The sequence below is a fragment of the Pseudoclavibacter helvolus genome (assembly GCF_014191305.1).
Classification (GTDB): Bacteria; Actinomycetota; Actinomycetes; order Actinomycetales; family Microbacteriaceae; genus Pseudoclavibacter; species Pseudoclavibacter helvolus.
Window position 1 is genome coordinate 1 of sequence record NZ_JACHWJ010000011.1, and the last position, 19,251, is coordinate 19,251.

27 protein-coding genes are annotated in these 19,251 nt (G+C 65.4%); 23 read left to right on the forward strand and 4 right to left on the reverse strand.

Going from position 1 to position 19,251, the window contains the following annotated elements; all coding sequences use genetic code 11:
* From FHX72_RS17765 to FHX72_RS17830, 14 genes are all read left to right on the forward strand, one after another.
* Window positions 1-233, forward strand: a 233-nt coding sequence (locus FHX72_RS17765; RefSeq protein WP_221187054.1) for a hypothetical protein, incomplete at its 5' end; no start/stop codon positions are given.
* Between the two features lie 9 nt (window positions 234-242).
* Window positions 243-572 carry a hypothetical protein gene (locus tag FHX72_RS17770; RefSeq protein WP_183626822.1) on the forward strand — a complete coding sequence of 110 codons (330 nt, stop codon included), beginning with the start codon at window positions 243-245 and terminating at the stop codon, window positions 570-572.
* A gap of 10 nt (window positions 573-582) precedes the next feature.
* Window positions 583-936: a hypothetical protein gene (locus FHX72_RS17775; RefSeq protein ID WP_183626824.1), complete on the forward strand. Its 354-nt coding sequence runs from the start codon at window positions 583-585 to the stop codon at window positions 934-936.
* Window positions 933-1,361 carry a minor capsid protein gene (locus FHX72_RS17780; RefSeq protein ID WP_183626826.1) on the forward strand — a complete coding sequence of 143 codons (429 nt, stop codon included), beginning with the start codon at window positions 933-935 and terminating at the stop codon, window positions 1,359-1,361. The genes FHX72_RS17775 and FHX72_RS17780 overlap by 4 nt, the downstream gene beginning before the upstream one ends.
* A 56-nt stretch (window positions 1,362-1,417) precedes the next feature.
* Window positions 1,418-1,927 carry a phage tail tube protein gene (locus FHX72_RS17785; protein WP_183626828.1) on the forward strand — a complete coding sequence of 170 codons (510 nt, stop codon included), beginning with the start codon at window positions 1,418-1,420 and terminating at the stop codon, window positions 1,925-1,927.
* A gap of 74 nt (window positions 1,928-2,001) precedes the next feature.
* Window positions 2,002-2,541, forward strand: a complete 540-nt coding sequence (locus FHX72_RS17790; protein ID WP_183626830.1) for a hypothetical protein — start codon at window positions 2,002-2,004, stop codon at window positions 2,539-2,541.
* Between the two features lie 195 nt (window positions 2,542-2,736).
* Window positions 2,737-6,201, forward strand: a complete 3,465-nt coding sequence (locus FHX72_RS17795; RefSeq protein WP_183626832.1) for a tape measure protein — start codon at window positions 2,737-2,739, stop codon at window positions 6,199-6,201.
* A complete protein-coding gene (locus FHX72_RS17800) occupies window positions 6,201-7,022 on the forward strand; it encodes a hypothetical protein (RefSeq protein WP_183626834.1) in 822 nt (273 codons plus the stop codon). Before FHX72_RS17795 ends, FHX72_RS17800 begins: the two co-directional genes overlap by 1 nt.
* 8 nt (window positions 7,023-7,030) lie before the next feature.
* The gene (locus FHX72_RS17805) at window positions 7,031-8,176 is read left to right on the forward strand and encodes a hypothetical protein (protein WP_183626836.1); all 1,146 of its coding nucleotides are present in this window, start codon (window positions 7,031-7,033) and stop codon (window positions 8,174-8,176) included.
* Window positions 8,173-9,438: a M23 family metallopeptidase gene (locus FHX72_RS17810; RefSeq protein WP_183626838.1), complete on the forward strand. Its 1,266-nt coding sequence runs from the start codon at window positions 8,173-8,175 to the stop codon at window positions 9,436-9,438. Before FHX72_RS17805 ends, FHX72_RS17810 begins: the two co-directional genes overlap by 4 nt.
* Window positions 9,435-9,917, forward strand: coding sequence for a M23 family metallopeptidase (locus FHX72_RS17815; protein WP_183626840.1), 483 nt, complete (start codon window positions 9,435-9,437; stop codon window positions 9,915-9,917). Before FHX72_RS17810 ends, FHX72_RS17815 begins: the two co-directional genes overlap by 4 nt.
* 233 nt (window positions 9,918-10,150) lie before the next feature.
* The gene (locus tag FHX72_RS17820; protein WP_183626842.1) at window positions 10,151-10,345 is read left to right on the forward strand and encodes a hypothetical protein; all 195 of its coding nucleotides are present in this window, start codon (window positions 10,151-10,153) and stop codon (window positions 10,343-10,345) included.
* 98 nt (window positions 10,346-10,443) lie between these two features.
* Entirely contained in the window at window positions 10,444-11,505 is a 1,062-nt protein-coding gene (locus FHX72_RS17825; protein WP_183626844.1) for an alpha/beta fold hydrolase, read from the forward strand.
* 311 nt (window positions 11,506-11,816) lie between these two features.
* Window positions 11,817-12,257: a LamG-like jellyroll fold domain-containing protein gene (locus tag FHX72_RS17830; RefSeq protein WP_183626846.1), complete on the forward strand. Its 441-nt coding sequence runs from the start codon at window positions 11,817-11,819 to the stop codon at window positions 12,255-12,257.
* Here FHX72_RS17830 and FHX72_RS17835 read toward each other — a convergent pair.
* Window positions 12,254-12,454: a hypothetical protein gene (locus FHX72_RS17835; RefSeq protein ID WP_183626848.1), complete on the reverse strand. Its 201-nt coding sequence runs from the start codon at window positions 12,452-12,454 to the stop codon at window positions 12,254-12,256. The two genes, FHX72_RS17830 and FHX72_RS17835, sit on opposite strands and share 4 nt — an antisense overlap.
* Window positions 12,455-12,544: 90 nt before the next feature.
* Here FHX72_RS17835 and FHX72_RS19530 point away from each other — a divergent pair, with 90 nt between their 5' ends.
* Complete coding sequence (locus tag FHX72_RS19530) at window positions 12,545-12,679, forward strand: hypothetical protein (RefSeq protein WP_276510560.1); 135 nt, start codon at window positions 12,545-12,547, stop codon at window positions 12,677-12,679.
* A gap of 149 nt (window positions 12,680-12,828) precedes the next feature.
* On the opposite strand, the gene FHX72_RS17840 is transcribed toward FHX72_RS19530, so the two are convergent.
* Window positions 12,829-13,278, reverse strand: a complete 450-nt coding sequence (locus FHX72_RS17840; protein WP_183626850.1) for a hypothetical protein — start codon at window positions 13,276-13,278, stop codon at window positions 12,829-12,831.
* Between the two features lie 70 nt (window positions 13,279-13,348).
* Between FHX72_RS17840 and FHX72_RS17845 the strand changes: the two genes are divergently transcribed.
* From FHX72_RS17845 to FHX72_RS17875, 7 genes are all read left to right on the forward strand, one after another.
* The gene (locus FHX72_RS17845; RefSeq protein WP_183626852.1) at window positions 13,349-13,930 is read left to right on the forward strand and encodes a hypothetical protein; all 582 of its coding nucleotides are present in this window, start codon (window positions 13,349-13,351) and stop codon (window positions 13,928-13,930) included.
* A complete protein-coding gene (locus FHX72_RS17850; RefSeq protein ID WP_183626854.1) occupies window positions 13,927-14,832 on the forward strand; it encodes a M15 family metallopeptidase domain-containing protein in 906 nt (301 codons plus the stop codon). The genes FHX72_RS17845 and FHX72_RS17850 overlap by 4 nt, the downstream gene beginning before the upstream one ends.
* 71 nt (window positions 14,833-14,903) lie before the next feature.
* Window positions 14,904-15,272 (forward strand): hypothetical protein, encoded by a 369-nt coding sequence (locus FHX72_RS17855; RefSeq protein WP_183626856.1) that lies wholly within the window; start codon window positions 14,904-14,906, stop codon window positions 15,270-15,272.
* 3 nt (window positions 15,273-15,275) lie between these two features.
* Complete coding sequence (locus FHX72_RS17860) at window positions 15,276-15,575, forward strand: hypothetical protein (protein WP_183623179.1); 300 nt, start codon at window positions 15,276-15,278, stop codon at window positions 15,573-15,575.
* A 4-nt stretch (window positions 15,576-15,579) separates the two neighbouring features.
* Window positions 15,580-15,885 carry a holin gene (locus FHX72_RS17865; RefSeq protein WP_183626858.1) on the forward strand — a complete coding sequence of 102 codons (306 nt, stop codon included), beginning with the start codon at window positions 15,580-15,582 and terminating at the stop codon, window positions 15,883-15,885.
* A gap of 149 nt (window positions 15,886-16,034) precedes the next feature.
* Window positions 16,035-16,487 carry a DUF7718 family protein gene (locus FHX72_RS17870; protein ID WP_183626025.1) on the forward strand — a complete coding sequence of 151 codons (453 nt, stop codon included), beginning with the start codon at window positions 16,035-16,037 and terminating at the stop codon, window positions 16,485-16,487.
* Window positions 16,484-16,900 carry a hypothetical protein gene (locus FHX72_RS17875; protein ID WP_183626023.1) on the forward strand — a complete coding sequence of 139 codons (417 nt, stop codon included), beginning with the start codon at window positions 16,484-16,486 and terminating at the stop codon, window positions 16,898-16,900. Before FHX72_RS17870 ends, FHX72_RS17875 begins: the two co-directional genes overlap by 4 nt.
* Window positions 16,901-17,113: 213 nt before the next feature.
* On the opposite strand, the gene FHX72_RS17880 is transcribed toward FHX72_RS17875, so the two are convergent.
* Both FHX72_RS17880 and FHX72_RS17885 read right to left on the reverse strand, forming a co-directional pair.
* Window positions 17,114-17,626, reverse strand: coding sequence for a hypothetical protein (locus tag FHX72_RS17880; RefSeq protein WP_183626021.1), 513 nt, complete (start codon window positions 17,624-17,626; stop codon window positions 17,114-17,116).
* 34 nt (window positions 17,627-17,660) lie between these two features.
* The gene (locus tag FHX72_RS17885; RefSeq protein WP_183626019.1) at window positions 17,661-18,305 is read right to left on the reverse strand and encodes a hypothetical protein; all 645 of its coding nucleotides are present in this window, start codon (window positions 18,303-18,305) and stop codon (window positions 17,661-17,663) included.
* Window positions 18,306-18,703: 398 nt separating this feature from the next.
* On the opposite strand from FHX72_RS17885, the gene FHX72_RS17890 reads away from it, so the two are divergent.
* On the forward strand, window positions 18,704-19,246 hold the full coding sequence (locus tag FHX72_RS17890) for a DinB family protein (RefSeq protein WP_068478919.1): 543 nt from the start codon (window positions 18,704-18,706) through the stop codon (window positions 19,244-19,246).
* Window positions 19,247-19,251: the final 5 nt, after the last annotated feature.

The following is a 19,251-nucleotide window of genomic DNA, read 5'->3' on the forward strand; positions in this document are numbered from 1 at the left end:
GCGTGCGGGAAGCTCTGGGCGTCGCCGTGGTCATGCAGCTGGAGTACTGGGCTGAGACGGGCGACTCGACGGGCGCGGCGGCGCAGGCTGGCGGCGGTTCGATCATGTCGGTGTCTCTCCCCTCGGGGAAGGGTTCGACGTCGGTCGCTGACAAGCAGGCGTCCCGCATTGCCCCCGCGGTCGCGGAGTTCCTCCGCACCGTGGAGGGCATCGATTGGACCGTCAGCTACTAGGAGGCCGCCGTGCGCATCCCAGCTCGTCTAATGCCGCACAAGCGGCTCGTGTCGTACAAGCCGAAGCTCGGCGACGGCACGTACGGGCCCGTGTACGGCAAGGAAGTCGTGTGCGCTCGCGCCGCGATCGAGGACACGCACAAGCTCGTGCGGAGCCGCGACGGCGCCGAGGTGGTGTCGTCCACGCAGGTAGTTCTCGATCCGGAGCATCACGTCCCGGAGGGGTCGCTCGTCACAGTGTGGCGCGGACGGCCTCGACAGCGGACGGCGACGCTGATCAGCGAAGGGTACGCGGAGTTCCCGCAGCTGCCCGCGCACACGTTCCTAGCTCTCGAGTAGTGGAGGCGTCATGGCGTTGAAGTGGGAAGGTGACCGCGCCGCTCAGGCGATGCGGTCGGGTTCCGTGTCGGGGCTGAACAAGGGCGCCGAGTACATGCTGGGCCAGTCGAACGCGCGAGTGCCGGTCGACACCACTGACCTGCGGAAGTCGGGGACGGTGCATCAAGCGACGAGCCAGGAGCTCGAATCTGGTGTGGCCTACAACACCCCGTATGCGGTCGCTCAGCATGAGCGCACGGACTACTCGCACCCCACTGACCACAATCCGGGCGCGCAGTCGAAGTTCCTCGAGTCGGTGGTGGTGGAGCAGGGTGACGACATCCTGCGCGTCGTCGCCGCCGAGATCCGGAGGGCGTTCGCATGAGCTACGGCACGGTGCTCCTGAAGGGGTACGCGCGGTGGCTCGACGCGAACGGCTTCGGCACGTACCGCGAGGATGGCGTGTTCGCTCCGGCGGAGCGGGGCATCGTCGTCTCGGCAATGCCGGAAGCTCCCACCGAGGTGCTGTCCGTCACCCGCTACCTGCCGGAGTACTTCCGCACCTACTCGGGCAGTCGCTACCTCGCGGCGACGCGAGTGCAGCTCCGCTTCCGTCTCGCCGCCGGCAACCCGCTCGCGGGCGAGGACCTCTTCGATCGTCTCTTCGAAGCCCAGGACCGCCAACGCTTGGAGCTCGGCGCGCTCTCCGCACACGTCCACTACTTGTCGTTCGCCCCGCTCGGGATGGACAAGAACGGACGCTGGGCTTGGACCACCAACTGGCAGTTCACGGGAATCCAAGCCGTCTAACCACTTCCACCTCAGCCCCTCCTCTGGAGGGGTTTCGTCGTTTAGGAGCGACCCCTATGACACCTACGCCCACTTACGAGGAGCTGAAGCCCACGCAGGGCGACCCGGCTCAGTCCCACCAGTACATGTTCGACGTCGCCGCGCTCCCCGTGTCGCCGGCGACTGAGCCGTCCTGGCAGAACATCCCCGACATCACTGCACTGTCGCCTGAGTTCCAGGCGCAGCTGCAGGAGATCACGACCTACGCCCACAAGGGCCAGCAGGCGCAGTCGAAGGTCGGCTCGAACTTCTCCCTGGGCTTCAACCTGCTGAAGCTGCGCGACAACACGGGCGAGTTCCAGCCGGAGTGGCTGGTCATGAAGAACGCGTCCGATCAGGTGGGCGAGCTGAACATGCTCCGCTTCCGCTTCTACGACTCGCTGGGCGCGTCTGACGCGTACGAGGGCACCGCCACCGTCGCTCGAGGCGCTCGACCTGAGAACGGCGCTGTCGGCGTCGGTTGGGATGCGTGGTCGCTCACGGGCGTCGGCGAGGTCCTCCCGATCGAGAACCCACTGAAGGCGTAACGCCCCTGAGGGCGGCGGCACACGTCGCCGCCCTCTCCCCCTTCCGCGTCACCCCTGAGCTTTGGAGAGAGCACATGACGAACATCACGGCTGAAGAGAAGGGCCGCAAGTTGGTCCTCACGGTCGGCGACGACGCCGACAGCATCATCATCACCGTCAACCCCATCAACGCGGCCCTCGGTTCCGCGCTCTACGCCCTGTACGCGGGTATCGCGTTCGCGGCGTCCGAGCATCCCGAGGTGGACGCGGAGTCGATGGCGAAGCTCGCGCTTGGCGAGGAGAACTGGTCGGTCGTCGAGAACGACCTGCGCTCCGCCGAAGCGAAGGACGTCGTGAACTCGGCGATCTTCTGGAACGTGCAGGGCGGCGGCATCGACGTCGTGAACGAGCTCCTCACGGGAGGCGGTCTCCCAAAAGCGCGGGACCTGCTCCTGGAGGCAAACGGTCACTCGACGATTTCCGAACAGTTGCAGACGTTGCTCAATGGGGCGTCGGCGAACCCGACCCCGTCACCGGCCGCTACCCCCACTACGACTACCCGAAGTGGTTCCGGGACCTCATTCAGGGCGCCGGGCCGTCCCCCGCAGCCGAAGAAGAAGCGGAAGAAGCGCTAGACGCCGGCGAGTACTTGCGGTTCTGCCTCGAGGGGTGGGATCGGCATGTGCTGCCGGACATGGCGCAGTGGTTCCACGTGGACCTGGACGCTGTCTCGCACGTGAAGTCCTGGCGGTGGCTCCGCAACCACCTTTTCGCGCTCCTCGACATTCGCGATTCGCGGGTCAGGCGCTCCTTCATGAAGTGAGGTCCCCGTGGCGTTGAACGTTGGCGAGCTCGTAGCGTCCATCCGTCTCGATGGTGTGTCGCAGGTGGATCGCGACCTCGAGGGTGTGCGGAAGAACCTGTCGGCCACGGACACTGCCCTGAATGGGCTGTCGAAGGTTGGCGCTTCGGCGTTCACGGCCGCGTCTGTCGGCGCTACTGGCCTGGCCGTGGTGCTCGCCACTACGACGCGGGGCCTCGCGGCGCAGGGCGTTGAGTACAACAAGCTGCAGCAGACGTCTCGCGCGGCGCTCAAGACTCTCCTGGGCGGCGCCGAAGAGGCGAACGCGCAGATGTCCAAGCTCGACGACTTCGCCCGCAACTCTCCCTTCTCCAAGGGCGTGTTCATCCAGGCTCAGCAGCAGCTGATCGGCTTCGGGTTCGAAGCGGGCAAGGTCATCCCGACACTGGACGCGATCCAGAACGCGGTCGCCGCGGTGGGTGGCTCGAATGAGCAGATTTCCGAGATCGTCGAGATCATGGCGAAGATCCGCTCTTCGTCCAAGATCACGGCTGAGGATCTGAATCAGTTCGGTGAGCGCGGCCTGGATGCTGCGACCCTCATCGGTGACGGCATGGGTAAGACTGCCGCGCAGATCCGCGAGGACATCACTGACGGGGCGCTCGACGCCGGCCAGGCGCTCGATGTTCTGACTGAGCAGATGGCCACGAAGTTCGACGGCGCGGCTGGGAACGTCAAGGAGACGTTCGCTGGCACCGTCGACCGCGTCAAGGCCGCGTCACGCGACATTGGCGCAGCTCTCGCTCAGCCGTTCGTGGACCCAAACGGTGGCGGCATGGCCGTCGAATGGGGCAACCAGGTCGCTGATGTGCTCCGCGCCGTGCAGCGCGAGACGAAGCCGGTTGTCGACTTCCTGGTCATGCAGGCTCAGCCCGCGTTCAACGGCATCTCGGATGCGCTGCAGCGGGCGAAGTACTCGGTCGAGGGGTTCACGATCTCCGACTTGGAGTCGGGCATCGCCGCGGTCACGTCCCGCGCACCGGCGTTCGGCGCCCTCGTCGGCGCGATCCTGGGTGCGAACTCGGTGCTACTTCAGCAGATCCCTCTGCTCGGCCAGCTGGTGCCAGCGATCAACCCGGTAGCGGGCGCGCTGATCGGTGCGGCTGCAGCGTCGCCCGAGCTGCGTGACGCCATCATCGAGATCCTGGGCGCGATGTCGCCGCTGATTCCGGTCGCGGGCGAGGTGGCCTCGCTTCTTGCCGATTCGCTCGCGACGGGCGGTCGTGTCGCGGCTGACGTGCTCGAGGCTGTCGCTCCAATCGTGGAGCTCGTCGCGACCACGGTGGCTGGCCTGCCGAAGCCGCTTATCGCGGCTGGTGTCGCGTTCGTGGCGCTCAAGACGTTCGCGGGCACGCAGATGTGGGCTGGCATCGTGCGGGGCGCTCAGGGCGCGGCTGGTGGCTTGCAGACGTTCGCTCAACAGGCGACGATCGTGCAGCGCGCGGCGGCGGCTAACGGCGACTCGATGACGACCATGGGGTCTGTGGCTACGGCCGCGGGGCGCACGGTCGGGTCGGCGGCGAAGTCCATGGCCCTCGCGTTCGTCGGGAACCCGGTCGGGTTGGCGCTCACAGCTATCGCCCTCGCGGTCGGTGCGTGGTCGGCGGCGAACGCCGAGGCTGAAGCGAAGGTCTCTGCCCACAAGCAGGCGGTCGCTGAGTTCCGGTCCGAGATCAACGCGACCACAGGCCAGCTCACTGAGGCTGGGCAGGCAAAGCTCCTCAACAACCTCATCGGTGACGGCACGGCTGACAAGCTAAAGCTCGCCGGCGTCGCGCTTTCCGATTACACGGAGGGCGTCAGCGCCTTCGAGGAGGCGAGCGGGAAGGCCGTCGACAAGCTCGTCGAGAACCAGCTGGGTCTGGTCAAGACAGAGTCGGGCCTGAAGTTCGCGAACGAAACGTCGAAGGACCTCGGGGTGTCTCTCGAGACTCTCACGAAGGCCGCTCACGGCAGCGCTGAGGCGCAGGCCGAGGTAGACGACGCGATGCAGGGGTCGAGCTATTCGGCGAAGTACCTGGAGACGACGCTCGCGAAGCTTCGCGAGCAGGGCGTGAACTCGGAGCTCCTAACCTCGTTCTACGAGCAGCAGGCGGCTATCGAGGGCGCGTCGCAGGCGGCGAAGCTGTACTCGGACGAGATGGCGGAGATCCGTGCTTCGGGTGGGGACGCGGCGGTCGCACAGCGCCAGCTCGAGGAAGCTCTCGGCGTCGTGCGGGATACGGCGAAGTCCGCTGAGGAACGACTGTCTGCCCTCAAGGGCGTTCTCGATCTGCTCAATGGTGGCACGCAGTCCGCGGCTGAGCAGCAGATCGCGATCCAGCATTCCATCAACTCGCTCGCTGACGCCTTCATGGAGGGCAAGGACGGCGCCGAGGGGTACTCGTCGGCGCTCCTCGACGCGTCGGGAAAGATCGACCTGACGAGCTCGGCTGGTCTGAAGCTCGCGGAGACGCTCAAGACGCAGGGCGACGCGGCGCAGGTCGCGGCGCTGTCCGCGGCGACCGCTGCCGAGCAGGCTGGCAAGTCCGTTGAGGATCAGCAGAAGGCCGCGATGGACGCGATGCAGCCCTACATCGACGCGCTCTACGAGCAGGTCGACGCTGGAAAGCTCACGCAGGATCAGGCTCAGGCGCTGGCTGACACGTACTACGGCATGCCTTCCGAGGTGGCTGTCGCGGTCACCGACAACGGCACCGTGGACGCTCAGCAGCTGAAGATTGACGCGCTCCTCTTGGCTCTGCAGACATCAGCGGAAGGTGCGCTGATCCCGGTGGACGCCGACACGGTATCTGCCGCGGAGAAGCTCCTCGGCATCGACCTGCAGACGCGCACGCTCTCGGACGGTTCCATCGTTGTGGTCGCGGACACGACCTCGGCGGAAGCGTCGATCAACGCGATCACGCACCGTCGAACGGTGTACGTCGACGTGGTTACGTCGGACAGCACCTCGTACAGCACCTCGCCGTACGGAAACGTCGGCCAGTCGTACGAGGCGAACGGTGGCATCTGGCAGCACGGCGTGAAGTCGTTCGCGGCCGGAGGGTTCAACACGCCACTACCGGCGGGAACGGTCAAGCCAGGTGTCTACCCGGGCGGCAAAAACATCGTGCACTTCGCCGAGACGGAAACGCAGTGGGAGGCGTACATCTCGGGGAAGTCCGGGATGCAGTCCCGCAACCGCAAGGTGTGGGCCGAAGCGGGCCGTCGCCTCGGCATCGACGTCGCGACATTCATGGGCGGACGGAAACAGCAGATGGCGGACGGCGGCATGACCGGCGCCCGCTCATGGCCTGCCGCCCTCCAGCAAGTCGGCACGAACGGGCCAGTGAACGTCTACATCACCATCGACGGCCGCGGTTCATCGTCCGACGATGCACTCGCGCGGCAGATCGAAGAACGCCTCATGCGGGCGCTCACTAGGAGGCCGTAGTGGAATCGCTGAACCTCGGACCGTTCTCCGACTTCCATATCCAGTTCCCCAACGACCGCCTGGTCATGGACGGGACGCGGATGATGCAGCCGGGGTTCAACGTGGTCGAGGTGAAAGGTTTGAACGACCCCGTGCCCATGTCGTCGGACTCTCAGGGGTACGCGCAGGGGCACGGGGAGTTCGACTCCGAGGGTCAGTACGGGGCCCGCGAGATTCAGGTGCTCGGGTACGTGTACGACCCGAACATGCTGAAGCTCGGCCACTGGCGTGATCGCTTCAACGGGATCCGCGCGGACGGCAAGTACGGGCAGATGATCGTGGACGAGTTCGGGCAGACGCGTTCGCTGAGCGTGAAGCGCGACAAGGGCGGCGCGTTCGGCAGGCTCGGCGCGTCCCGGTTCGTGGAGTTCGACCTTCGACTGAAGGCTTCGGACCCGCGCATGTTCGGCGAGACGCAGAACCTCGGTGACGGTATCGGGACGAGCGTGAAGGTGTCGCACGACGGCAACTTCAACGCGCACCCGGTAATCAGGGTCACGGCGACCTCGGCGATGTCGGACGGCTACGTGCTCGCCCTCCGCGACGAAGCGACCTGGGCCGTCAACTTCGGCGACCTCCGCATGCACGCCCTCGCGACCGGGTCCACGCACGAGATCCACATGCGAGAGGGCATCGTCCGCCGCGGTTCGACAACGACCGGACTGGTTGCTGGCGGCGGGTTCTGGTCCGTGCCCCCGTGGGGCGACTTCCGGATCTTCGTCGTCCCGAACGGGGCGGGCGCCGGCGGGCTTCGAGTGGAGCTGCCGCACACCTACATCTAGGGGGTCACGTGGAACTGCAAACCCCGGGCTGGCGGCACTACATTGCTGACTTCCTCACCGGCGAGCAGAAGCTGGACGTGACTCGTCAGGTGCTGGCAGGCAACACGTGGGCAGTTCGCATGAACAGCTACGGCGACGCCAACGCAACACTGAGGCTCGCCGGGTCCGGGTACACGATTGCCGAGTCTCAGACCACCTTCGGCGGGGCGCTCGAGCCGTGGTCGAACCGACTGATCAGTGTCTGGAAGGACGCCGACGGCGAGTCCGTGATGCACGACGGCATCATCCTGGACGAGGACTCGGACCCGTTCACCGATGACGTGTCGCTCGACACCAGCGAAGCGCGCACCCTGTTCGCTCGCCGGTTCCTGTTCCGCATCGGCGCGTACATGACGTTCAAGTCGAAGTTCGAGAACATTACGTTCCGACGAGCAGCCTACGAAGCGTTCCGTCAGGTGTTCCTCGTCGACGGCGTCGGCCGGCATTCGCTTCCCCTCGTGGACGGGTGGATGCCAGCAGGCATCGCGACGGAGACAGGCACCTACACCGCGGAGTGGTTCCACTACCACCTGCAGACGCTGAACGAGATCCTCAACGACCTCACTGAAGCGGACAACGGCCCCGACTTCGACATGCGCACGGAGCGCGTCGGATCGTCGTTCCGTTACCGGCCGCGCTTCGGGAACCCGCGCCTCGCCTCTGTGCAGCGGGAGCTCGACCTGACCACGAAGCAGCACCACGGCATTCGCGTGCGAGAGCGAACCATCGGCCGCGACCAGCTGACGGGCGTCGCCGGATCCGGGGAAGGCTCGGGCGAGAAGCTCATGGTCAGCCAGTCGGCGCTGGAGGGTGGCGAAAGCTTCTCCGGCCCGTTCCTGGACACCACGTCCCAGTTCCCGGACGTGCACGAAAAATCGCTTCTGGACGCCAAGACGCGGGGCCTGCGGATCGCTCACTCGGCACCGTCGAAGGTGCTGGAGCTGACTGTGCGAGCCGGTGGTTCCCTCTCGTTCCACGACCTCGAACCGGGCATGCAGCTGAAGGTGATCCTTCCCGCGAACATGCGCTATCCGCGGCGCGAGTACGTGCGCACCCTGACCGGGTACTCGGGCGATTCATCGCACGAGATCAAGACGACGCTGGAGGCGCTTTGAGCTTCATCACGCGGATGCTGTTCGACTCCGAGATCGCGAGAATCTGGGCGGCGATCAAGCGCGTGCAGCTCGCGTCTCCCCTACCGAACTCCTCTGTGGAGCGTGGCGCCGTAGAGATTCGCTCCGCCGAAGGCCTGATCGTCGATGGTTCGGCGATCGTCAACGGCGTCGAGCGCATCACCGGCAGCTGGTACCTCGAGGGCATCGGCTGGGTCACTGGCACGCTCAACATCGACGGACTGCTGAGCATCGGCGGCACGCTCAACGTCGATGGCACGTCCACGTTCAACGGGGATTCCCGGTTCGTGGGATCACTCGACATTGACGGTCCTGTCGACGTGAACGGCCCGTCGAAGTTCATCGGCTCTGTCCGCATCGAGGGCGCGTTGGACGTGATCGGCAACGTCGTCTTCACGGGCTTGTCGACGTTCGACGGTGACGTGAAGATCACGAAGGATCTCGACGTGACTGCGCTTACGCGTCTGCGTGGCCCGGTGACGCTCGAGACGAAGCTTGAGATTGAGGGCGGCGGGCATATTGAGCTCGGCGACCTTCGCATCGAGGCTGGCGGTTCGGGCGGGCAGATTCGTTTCGCCGCGTCGACGATCCAGGGCACGTCTGCGGGGTTGCTGTTCAACGGCAACGGTGGGCTGTTGCGGTTGGGGCATGACCAGATCGCGTTGCAGGACTCGGGTGGCTCCGCGATGGTGCTGCGGGACGGGACGGTCGGGTTCGGTGGCGTCGCCACGCTGACGGACATTGACGTGCCGGGTTTCGCGTGGATCGCGCAGCTCGGTGATGGGACGATCCGCCGCGTCCCGAACGATGTTGGTTCGCCGCTCGGTGGGGATCTGCGATGGCCGTTTGACCCGGCCTTGATCTCTGACGGCTTCGGCCCCCGCGTATCTCCAGGTGGCATCGGCTCGTCGGAGCATAGAGGCTGCGACTTCACGCTTCCGCAGGGGACGCCGATTCCGTCTGCTGGCAACGGCACGGTGACGTTCTCGGGCGGAAACGCTGCGACTGGCTTCGGCTATCACGTCATCATCGACCACGGCAAAGGCATCAACACCTTGTACGCCCACCAGGATGTGCCGTCACCTCTCGTCGTGGGTCAGCGAGTCATTGCGGGGCAGGCGGTCGGCGTGGTCGGCACGACCGGCACGTCTACGGGTTTCCATCTTCACTTCGAAGTTCACCGGGACGGCGAACCTATCGACCCTGAGGGGTTCATCACAGCACCTTGGGAGCCCTGGTCATGACGCATGGACCGAAGTATGAGCCGTCAGCGGCGGAGAAGATTTTCGCTTGGCCTATCGACATGACGTTGGCGTCGTTCACGCCGGGGTCTGGGTTCGGGCCGCGTCGCATCATGGGGACACCGCCGGGTGAGTTCGAGGATCATTTCGCGCTCGACATTGGGGCTCCATCTGGGACGCCCGTGTACGCGCCTGCTGATGCGGTCGTGGATGTGGCGCGTCCCGACGGGGAGGGTGAAGCGGGCGGCGGGAATCAGGTGTGGCTCAGACACAAGGATTGGCTGACCGGCTACTTTCATCTGCGGGATGCGCCTCTCGTGAGTGAGGGCGACGTGATCCCGGCTGGGACGCTGATCGGCTACGTCGGATCGACGGGCAACGCTGGCGGGGATCATCTCTGCTGGCACACGCAACTCACACGCGGCGGTCAAGCGCTCGCCATGAACCCGCGACAGGTGATGCGCGACTACGGGAGGTCTTGATGGCGCTGTACACGGTGACGGTTACTGACTTCGGGGGTGACGTTATCCCGGGTCTTCGGGTGTGGGTTGACGCGGATCGAGCGTCGTTCCACGCGGGTGGGGTGTCGTTCCAGAAGCGCGTCTACTCGACGGTTTCTGTGAACGGGGGTGCGTACTTTGATCTCCCTCCGACTGTGTCTACGAAGCCTCGGGTGAGGTATTTCCTTGGCGGGTTGTTCGCTAATGGGCGCGAGATGGACTCGATTGAGTTCGTCGCGCAGGCTGGTGGTGGTGCGATCCAAGCGCCGGAATCGGTGGCCGCTCCTCCTGGTTCCATCATGTTCGGGCATGGCCCGTACAACCCGCCTCGCGGGACCATTTACCTTGATCTCGCTGCGCCTGGCGACAAGGTCAACATTCATGGCGAGCCGGGAGCGGTGATTTCGTGAGCCCTGTCATTGGGTCGTTCAGTGCGGCGTCTGATGAGACGAACGCTTTCAATATTCGACAGATTGGGTCGCACTCCCGCGAGGCGGTGAAGGAAGTCGTGGCTCCCGTTGTCGCGGAATCGCCCGCGCTCATCGACGCGGCGGCAGCTGCCGCGTCGGCTCTGGCTCAGTCTGATGTGGGGCTGGTCAGGACGACGGATGAGCGGCTCCTTCGGCTCGCCTCGATCAGCGACTACAGCTTGGTTGTGACGGGCCGCGATGGTGCCGGAGTGTTTGGTGTGCGCCGCTCTGGGGAACCGTTTGACGCGGAGATGATGTCTCGACTTCGCGTCGCTCTTGGGGGGAGTGTTTCGTCTCCGGCGGCGTCTCCTGCTGTGTTGCGTTCGCTCGGACGCGCAAGCGGGCGGCTCGCGTCGGGGGTCGATCCGGTCGCGGGGCTGCTTCAGTGGACCTCCGCGTCGGGGCAAGCGTCACGCCTGCGGGTGCCCTCCGGGTACTCGGACGTGGAACCAGCACCGCTGGTCGTCTGGTGCCACGGTGTTGGCAACTCCGCGGCAACGCCTGGGGCCTACACAGACCCGCTGTCGACGGCGGGCGCGCTGCTCGGGTCTTCGCACATGCACGGCGATTCGTACGGCAACGCTGCGTCCCTCAACGATCTGTACGACGTGGTGGCCCACGCGGTCGCGAATGCCGCGATCTCGGGCGTGGTCTTGGTCGGCAACAGTATGGGCGGTGTCGCAGCGCTCAACGCGCTCACCCGCAACGTGCTGCCGTCGATCATCGGTGTGTACCTGACGGACCCAGTCGTGTCTCTCCGTCAGCGGTACGACAATGGGCGGGCTGCGGAAATCAACGCAGCGTTCGATCTCGCAAACGCCAGCGAGTACGCGGCGAAGACGGCCGGGTTCGATCCGGCGTTGGCTGGTGCGTCAGCGTTTGCCGGTGTGCCTATTCGTGTGCTCGCTTCTTCCGGCGACACGTCGGTTCCTCTCATCTCGCACGGCGCGGTCTTGCAGGAGAAGCTCGGAGGCCAGGTCGAGCTCACGGACCTCGGCACCGCGGGGCACAACACTCCCGACCGTTTCGACGGCGCGGATCTCGTTTCGTTCATCCGCCGATGTGTCGGCGGGTCGATCGGTATGCCAGGAGGTATCTGATGGGTTCGACGGCAGTGATTCAGGTCGACAACGTCGGTTCGTCGGGGTGGTTCCCTTATGGCAAGTTGCTTGCCGATTGGAGCTCGTCCTACGGCGTGACTGCTATTGAGGACCCGTCTGCGGCGGGAGGTCAGGGTGTGACCAGGTGGGCACCCATGTCGAACTTCAGCGGGCAGAACTTGGACCTTTCCGTCACTTCGAATACGCGCCCTGGCTATGGGACGTTCGAGGGGCGCAAAACGGTTCGCTTCCCCGGATCTTCTTGGGTGGGAACACCTCGTCTGACAACGCCGATCACAGGACCGTTCACAGTGATCGTCGCGTTCTACGACGTGTCTGCTGCGAACGAACGGTACTTCTTCTCGGGGTTCAACCCAGACGGCCTGACCGGGTTCCTATCGTTGCGTCAGCTCAAGTCTGGTGCCGGGTCGAACGTGACGGGCACTGTGTTCGGAGCGCCGAATCCGGTGGAATCGCTCACCCCGGCGATCGTCGGCGGGTGGTCGGTCGTCGCCGCGACGGTCAACGTGGGGCAGACGTTCGTGGTCGCGAACGACGGGCAGGTGCGTTCGGCGACCGGCTCCACGGCTGGTGCGATTTTGAACGGCATCACAATCGGCGGTTCCGCGAGCCGATCTCAGACGGATCAATGGAACGGCCGCATCGGCCACGTTCGCCTCATTTCCGGCCCGATGGCCGTGGACGCGACCAAGGCGCGGATGGACGAGGTCCGTGGTCTGATGCGCCTCTAGAACGGCTGAGTCAGGCTCGACGTCTCCGCGCACTCGCCCGAACAGTAGGGGCCGACGCCGCGCGGGTTCGTCGCGTAGGAGTATTCGTTCTGGCAGCGGGAGTCGTCCCATTGCAGGGCATTGCAAACGCGAACCTTCACGAGTTCTTTCTCGTTGTGCTCGCGCAGTCTGTCCCGGATGAGGGCGAAGAGTTTCATGGCAGTGCCTCCCGTTGGAGCGATCTTAGGCCACTTGGCCAACCCACATTTCCTGCTCCCTCTTGGGACATGTCTTCGTCAGGAGTTGCCATGGCTCGCGCAATCGTTTCCGAAACCGTCACGCTCCTCGCGGGTGACCGCGTCGACCCGATCAGCATCCCCGTGACAACCAGCGAGGGCACCGCGGTAGACCTCTCGGAGTGGACCAGCTGGCGGTGCTGGTGAAAGGCGGGGACGAAGCATGAGAAGCGCGCGCGCATGCGTCAGGTGCCCCTCGACATCGCCGCATCCGCGAAGCGGTTCGTAGAGGATGGCGGCGACCCGGAGGAAATCCGGGCCGCGCTCGTTGAGACGCTTCCAGTGGGCTCGACGAGCTAGGCGCGCTTGTGTGAGTCGGTGATGGCGTACCAAACGCGCCGCCACCGGATGCGCCACACGGTCCGTCCGGATCGGTACGTGTAGCTGTATGTCCGCAGCGAGCCGGGTCGCCTCCACTGAATGCGGAGCCCTTCGATCGCGGAGAAGTTCTCGATCTCGTGGGTGCCGTCTGGCGCAACGGTCGGTGTGCCCCAGAGCTTCGCTGTTCCGTCGGGCGTTGTCACGCCCACAAGGGTGGCGGAGTCACGCGTGACGTTCGTGATCGTGAGGTGGGGTTGGGTCGCGCCGGCCTGCTGTGGCCCGACTGGTCGCATCTCCCAGTCCACGAGCCATGCCTTCCGGAACCCCGCGTCTCGACGTGCTCGCAGGGCTACGACGGTCGCGAAAAGACCCAGCAGGAGGGCGGCGCGTGCGGCCCACTCGTCGAAGAATGCGATCAGATCCACGGCGCAACTCTACTGTCGCCCAGCCTCGCCTCTCGGCGGGGCTTTTCTCATGCAACCCAGGAGGCATCACATGGCCAGAGCGGTCGACATTATCGCCGCACAAGGCGTGCAGAACGCTGACGCGATCGTGAGGGCTGCCGTCGCGGTGGGCCTCGAGGTCGCGATCGCGGCGGCGATCATCGAGAAGGAATCGAACGGCGCGAACATCTACGGGCACGACGTCGGTGGCGTGTTCTCGACGACGGGTCGGGGCAAGCCCGCCGACAACCTCGTCACCGAGAGCAACTTCCGGGACTTCACGCGCCGCGTCGCGAACGGCGAGACGAGCAACGGTGTTGGGCCAGCGCAGATCACCTGGCCCGGGTACTTCCCGGATGCGGCGTCTAAGGGCTTCAGGCTGTGGCTGCCCGAGGACAACATCCGATTCGGGCTCGGCATCTTCGCATCGCACCTTCGCGGGTCCGGGTCCATTGTCGACGCGGGCGCCGCGTACAACGGTGCCCGTCAGTACGGCATCGACCTTGCCGGCATGGTCGGTGAGTGGAGGGGGCGCCTCGCCGGGGCCTCGAACGACGTCGGTGGTGGCTTCCTCGAAGCTCTCTCGCCGCTGCAGCAGGCGCTGATGTACCGAGCACTGGTGGCCCGCGCATGATCCGCGTTTCCGGCACCGACGGCTCGTCTGTGCTCCTCGAAGCTGACATGGCGAAGCGGGTCGCGTACGTCGTCCTCAAGATGGCGGAGCAGGGTCTCCCGCTCCACCTCACCGAGGGCTACCGGCCCGTGGGTGTGCCCGCCGACCGGTACATCACCGAGGAGTCGAAGACCAGCACTGGCGGCTCCAACCAGTGGTTCCAGAAGGGCCGCGAGGACCGAGGCGAGACGCCGTCGGCGGCCGTTCCGGGTACGTCCCGCCACGGCGCCGGACGGGCTGTCGACTGGTCCACCGAGCACATGGTGTCTCGCGCGTTCTTCATGGCCCAGGCGGGCCTCGTCCGCAACATCCCTACCGAATCGTGGCACGCAGAGCCACTCAACACACCAACGGTCGACCTCGACCAGAAGGCAGGATTCCTCATGGCTCTTTCCGAAGCTCAGCAGAAGGCGATGTTCGACGCGCTCCTCGCGGGCGGCGGCGCGTGGGCGTGGCCCGAGGCCATCGTCGGCGTCATCCGCAAGGAAGTCATTCCGCTCATCAACGACGTCCGCGCTGGCCGCATCCTCTTCCCGGGGGCGCCGTACTACATGGCTCACGCGATTGTGAACACGGTGCGCGCCGAGGGCGGGAAGGAACTCACGCCTGAGGACATCGGCAAGCTCGTCCAGACCAACGTCAAGCAGGCCATCCGCGAAGCGCTCACTGAGTCGGGCATGAACATGCGCACCGCGCAGGCTGAGGAGATCATCGGCACCCTCACGGCCCGCCTGGCCCCGCCCGAGCAGGCCGACTCGGTGGACGCGATCGCCGAGCTCGAGGCGAGCATCGCCCGCGTCGACGCCGCGGCCGCACTCCCCATTGAGGACGCGGTCATCGTCGAAGACAAGCCCGCCAGCTGATGCCGTCTCCGGTCCGCTTCGTGCGATGGCTGTGGGGTGAAATCACCGCCCCTCCGCACATCAAAGGCGTCATGGCGCTCGCCTACGTCATCGCGACCCTCACGGGGCTCGCGACGCTCACGAACCCGCCGCAGTCCATCGCGGGCGAGGTGGGACCGGTGCTGGCCGCCGTGTGGGCGTGGTCTTTCATCGCCGGCGGCGTGCTGGGCCTCGCCACGGTCTTCACGCCGTGGTGGTGGGCCGAACGCACTGCGCTGATCTTCGCGGGGACGGGCGTCGCCGTGTACGCGTTCGTGGTGCTGAACCTGCACATTCTCGCGCCGCCCGGATCGTCGAGGCTGACGCAGGTCGGCATCATCGGCCTCGCCGTATGCCTCCTCGTGCTGCGCTGGCATCTGATCCGCGTCTACTCGTACCAGCCCCTATCCCGAGAGCGGTGACCTATGGACAACCCCGCAGCGTGGGTCACCGCGATCCTCGGCGCAGGAGGCTTCACTGCTCTGCTCGCGTTCGGGAAGCAGCTCGTCGGCATCTTCACAGGACGGTCCCGCCGCAAGCGTGACGAGGTCGACGAGGCGTACCGGGAACGCGACCGCGAAGCGTCCAAGCGTCGCGTGATCGAGGAGCACGCTTCCGCGGTGCGCCGCATCGCGATCGAAGCTCCGTGCGTACCGACAGAGAGCATCCCGCCCTGGCCCGCCTACCGAGGCGACACCGGCCAAATCCCGACCCAGAAGGAGTAACCGCATGTCCCTCATCTCTGAACCCGAGACGCACGGCGAGCACGTCGAGCGCACCACGAAGCTGGCAGCCGAGCAGTCCGGCTCAACGATCTGGACGGCCCCCTTCTGGCGCGGAGCTGCCGAGCGAGCCGTGAAGACAGCCGCTCAGGTGTTCGTCGCCGCGATCGCAGTGTCGACCGGTGCTGACCTCATCCCCGCCGTGGGCGTGGAAGGCATCAACTGGCTCGGTGTGGCTTCCGTCACTGGCGTCGCGACGATCCTGTCCGTCGCCACGTCGATCGGCAACGCCAGCTTCACCGCCGGCCGCTGACGCCGCCTGCATAGATCGCGAATAATCCAACAGCCGTTCTTTACAGCTTCGCCCCCTCTCGCTGAAGCGATCCCGGACACCCGGGACGACGCTTCGCGGGAGGGGGCGGTGCTTCCAGTTAACGACGTTGCCCGCTAGGGTTCGTTTCTATGCCACGTAATTTTGGCCGGGACGCTCAGCGCGACAGTAGGCGCGAGACTCGGGAAGCCCTGAAGACTGCCATCGAAGACGTGGACTGGGTGTACAAGCGTCCCGTCAACGCGGAGTTGGAAATGGACTGCGCCCTGACTCTGGGTGACGCCCCGGGGCAGTCTGTGTACATCGTCCAGTGGGGCTACAAGGGGAAAGTCGTAGACTTCGCGTTGACCCATCGGTCGGAGGAGACTGTTGGCAAGTACGATCACATCGCACGGTACGACTGCTGTCACAGTGAAGTGCACAAGCATCAGTACACGCAAGAGGGCGAAGATCAGAACCGAACAGTCATCGCGGAGATCAGGAGCGATGGCACCGCGTGGGATACAGTGAACGAATCGTATGAGTTCTGCTATGACGACATGTTCGACCACTGGCAAGAACATCTTCGGAGGTGGAGTGAATGACTGAGATGAGCGCCGAACGGCGCAAGACAGCCAAATTCGTGATGCGCTACCTCTCCAACGGAGAGAACAAGAAGCGCTTACGCGCCAGCGGCTTCACGCCAACGACGCCTCTCATCGCATGTGAGTGGGAGAGCACGGTGAGTGAGGTTCGAGCGATGATGCGGCGCCAGGATGGTGCGCAGCAGCTGTTCGTACTGATCCGCCGCGAGGAGAAGATCTACACTCTTGCAGGTTCGACGGTCAAGGGAGAGGACGTCCCTGTCGAGGCAATTGCGCTGCAGGGCTTGGATGCCAACCTCGAGATCGGCATGGTCTACGACTCCCTTAATGCTCGGAACTTGCTCGATGCGATCCCTAGCTCGGATTCGCCCTTCAACACGCGCATCGGACAGTATTCGCTCGTAGCCGCCTAGTCATGGTCGCACGGAACCGCCCCATCTCCTTCGGGAGGTGGGGCGGTTTCGTCGTTCTACGAGGTAACCACGACCCCGCACACGGGGCACTGCGGCGGCGCTGTCATGTTGAGTTGCACGAGGCAGCGCGGGCACTTCGGCCAGCCGATCAGGTCGTCGTCCATGCCGGGAGCGTAGCGGCGCGAGAAGCCCCGTGACGGGGCTGTGGAGAACTCACCATCCCTTCTTCCTCGTCGCTCGCAACAGCATTTCCAGCAATGCGATCGACAGCTCCGAGCAGAGTTTGTCGGCAGCGGCCGCGTCGCCCTCGAGTGTCACGGTTCCGCGGATCTGCGATCGGGCTTGCGAGATCGCCCATTCCTTTTCGGTCATGGTCCCGACCTCGAGCGCGTGCCGCACCTCTGCGCGCACGTCGCCCTCGGTGACCCACTGCAGCATGTCCAACCAGGCGTCGAACACTTCGAGCGGTTCGAGGAGGATCGGCTCGTACGTGTCCCCGTCGACCGTGACGGGCGCCGGGACGAGCTCGCCGTCCACTTCGCGCAGAGGGGGAGTCTCACCCCAGAGCAACCACGAAATGCCGTCGACGGGTCGGGTCGCGACGGGCCGCCAGCAGACGATGCGCTTCGTCCACTTCGAGTCGCCCCGCTCGGCGACCGTCTCGCACCGCAGGCCCAGGGACTCGAGGGCGACTTCGGCGGTGACCTGCACGGCTGGTTCGTTCATGACGGGGATGCTCGCACCGACCACCGACAGTGAGCTACTCTCCTTTGGTGTATTCCTTGTTCGGCTCCACGAGGAGCGTCGTGGTCTGCGCACCTGACGGTTCCATCTCGTAGGTCTCGCTCAGGACCACGTAATTCAGCGCGTAGGTGTCGACCGCGCTCCCGTTTGCGTCGACCGCGACGATCGTGAGGCGGTCCTCGGGTGTTGGCCGGTACGTGTCCTCGAGCTGGTGCTGCTTCTCCCAGCCGGCTCGTGACGCGTTCATGACCACTCCGCCACCCTCGCCGTACTCGATGCCATGCACGGTGTAGTGCTCCGCGTTCTGCTGAACCTGGTTGCCCTTGGAGTCGATGATCTGCAGCTGGTAGGCATCCTGCACCAGGGGCAGCACGAGCTCCATCGGCTTGCCCTCGGTCCAGTCGACGCCCGTGTACGTCGGTGCGTATCCCGCCGGGTAGGTGACGGTGATCGCGTGAGGGTCGCTCGGATCCGGCTCGTGTGTGAACGGTGCCCCGCCGAGGGGCGTCTCGGAAGGTGCAGGTGTGGCATCTGCAACGCCAGCTGATGTCTTCGGCGCGAAGGCCAGGAAGGCGAGCACGAGTACCGCCGCGATGAGAGCAACGATGACCGCGATGAAGATCGGTGTCCTGTTGCGAGGCTTGGCTAGTGTCTCGGTCATCGTTCGCTCCTGAGGATGTCGCCGGCTGTCAGACGGGTCGTTCGGTGGCCTGAGCATAGCCGCGACGGTGAACCGCGCGGAGACCTGGGTGTTGCGGCAGGGGTCGTCCCATTCTTCAGCATCGATCGGCGGGCGATGTGGTTGTGCTCCGCGTTGTGCTTAGCGATGTGCTCCCGAGGATGAAGCCAGATCCCCAGGATGATCCTGGACGACCCATGGCCGCGGATTGGCCCGCCATTCCGGCACTCACATGCACCCACCTGTGCCCAAGTGATTAGCCACCGTTGGCAGTTCGAGTCCCTCCAGGGGCACCAGTTCTTCGGTGCGGTTCCGCATAGGTGCGTGCGCAGTCCGATGCGACCGGCCTTCGCTTCGCGCGTGTCCCTAGACTCAAAAACATGACGACGATCTTCGACGAGCAGAACCGCCCCGAACCGCCGCTCGGCGAGGACGAGTGGTCGACGCTGAACGGCTTCCTCGACTTCCACAGGGCCACGCTGGCGTGGAAGGTGTCCGGACTCAGCACCGAAGACCTGGCGAAGACGCTTGCCCCGAGCACCATGACGCTTGGCGGCCTGGTCAAGCACCTCACTTACGTCGAAGACGACTGGTTCGGGGTGGTGCTGCTCGGCGAAGATCAACGTGAGCCGTGGGCATCCGTCGACTGGAAGGCAACCCCCGACTGGGAGTGGGACACCGCAGGCGGGGATACCCCGGCCGAGCTCCTCGCTCAGTGGGAGGCATCCGTCACGCGGGCGCGGGCCGCGGCAGAGCGGGCCTACCGCGCGGGTGGGCTCGAGTATCCGGCCGCCAGCGGCTTCTCCGACGGCCGCATCCCCCGGCTGCGGTGGATCCTCATCCACATGGTCGAGGAGTACTCCCGCCACAACGGGCACGCCGACCTGCTGCGCGAGTCCATCGACGGGAGCGTCGGCGAGTAGTCGCC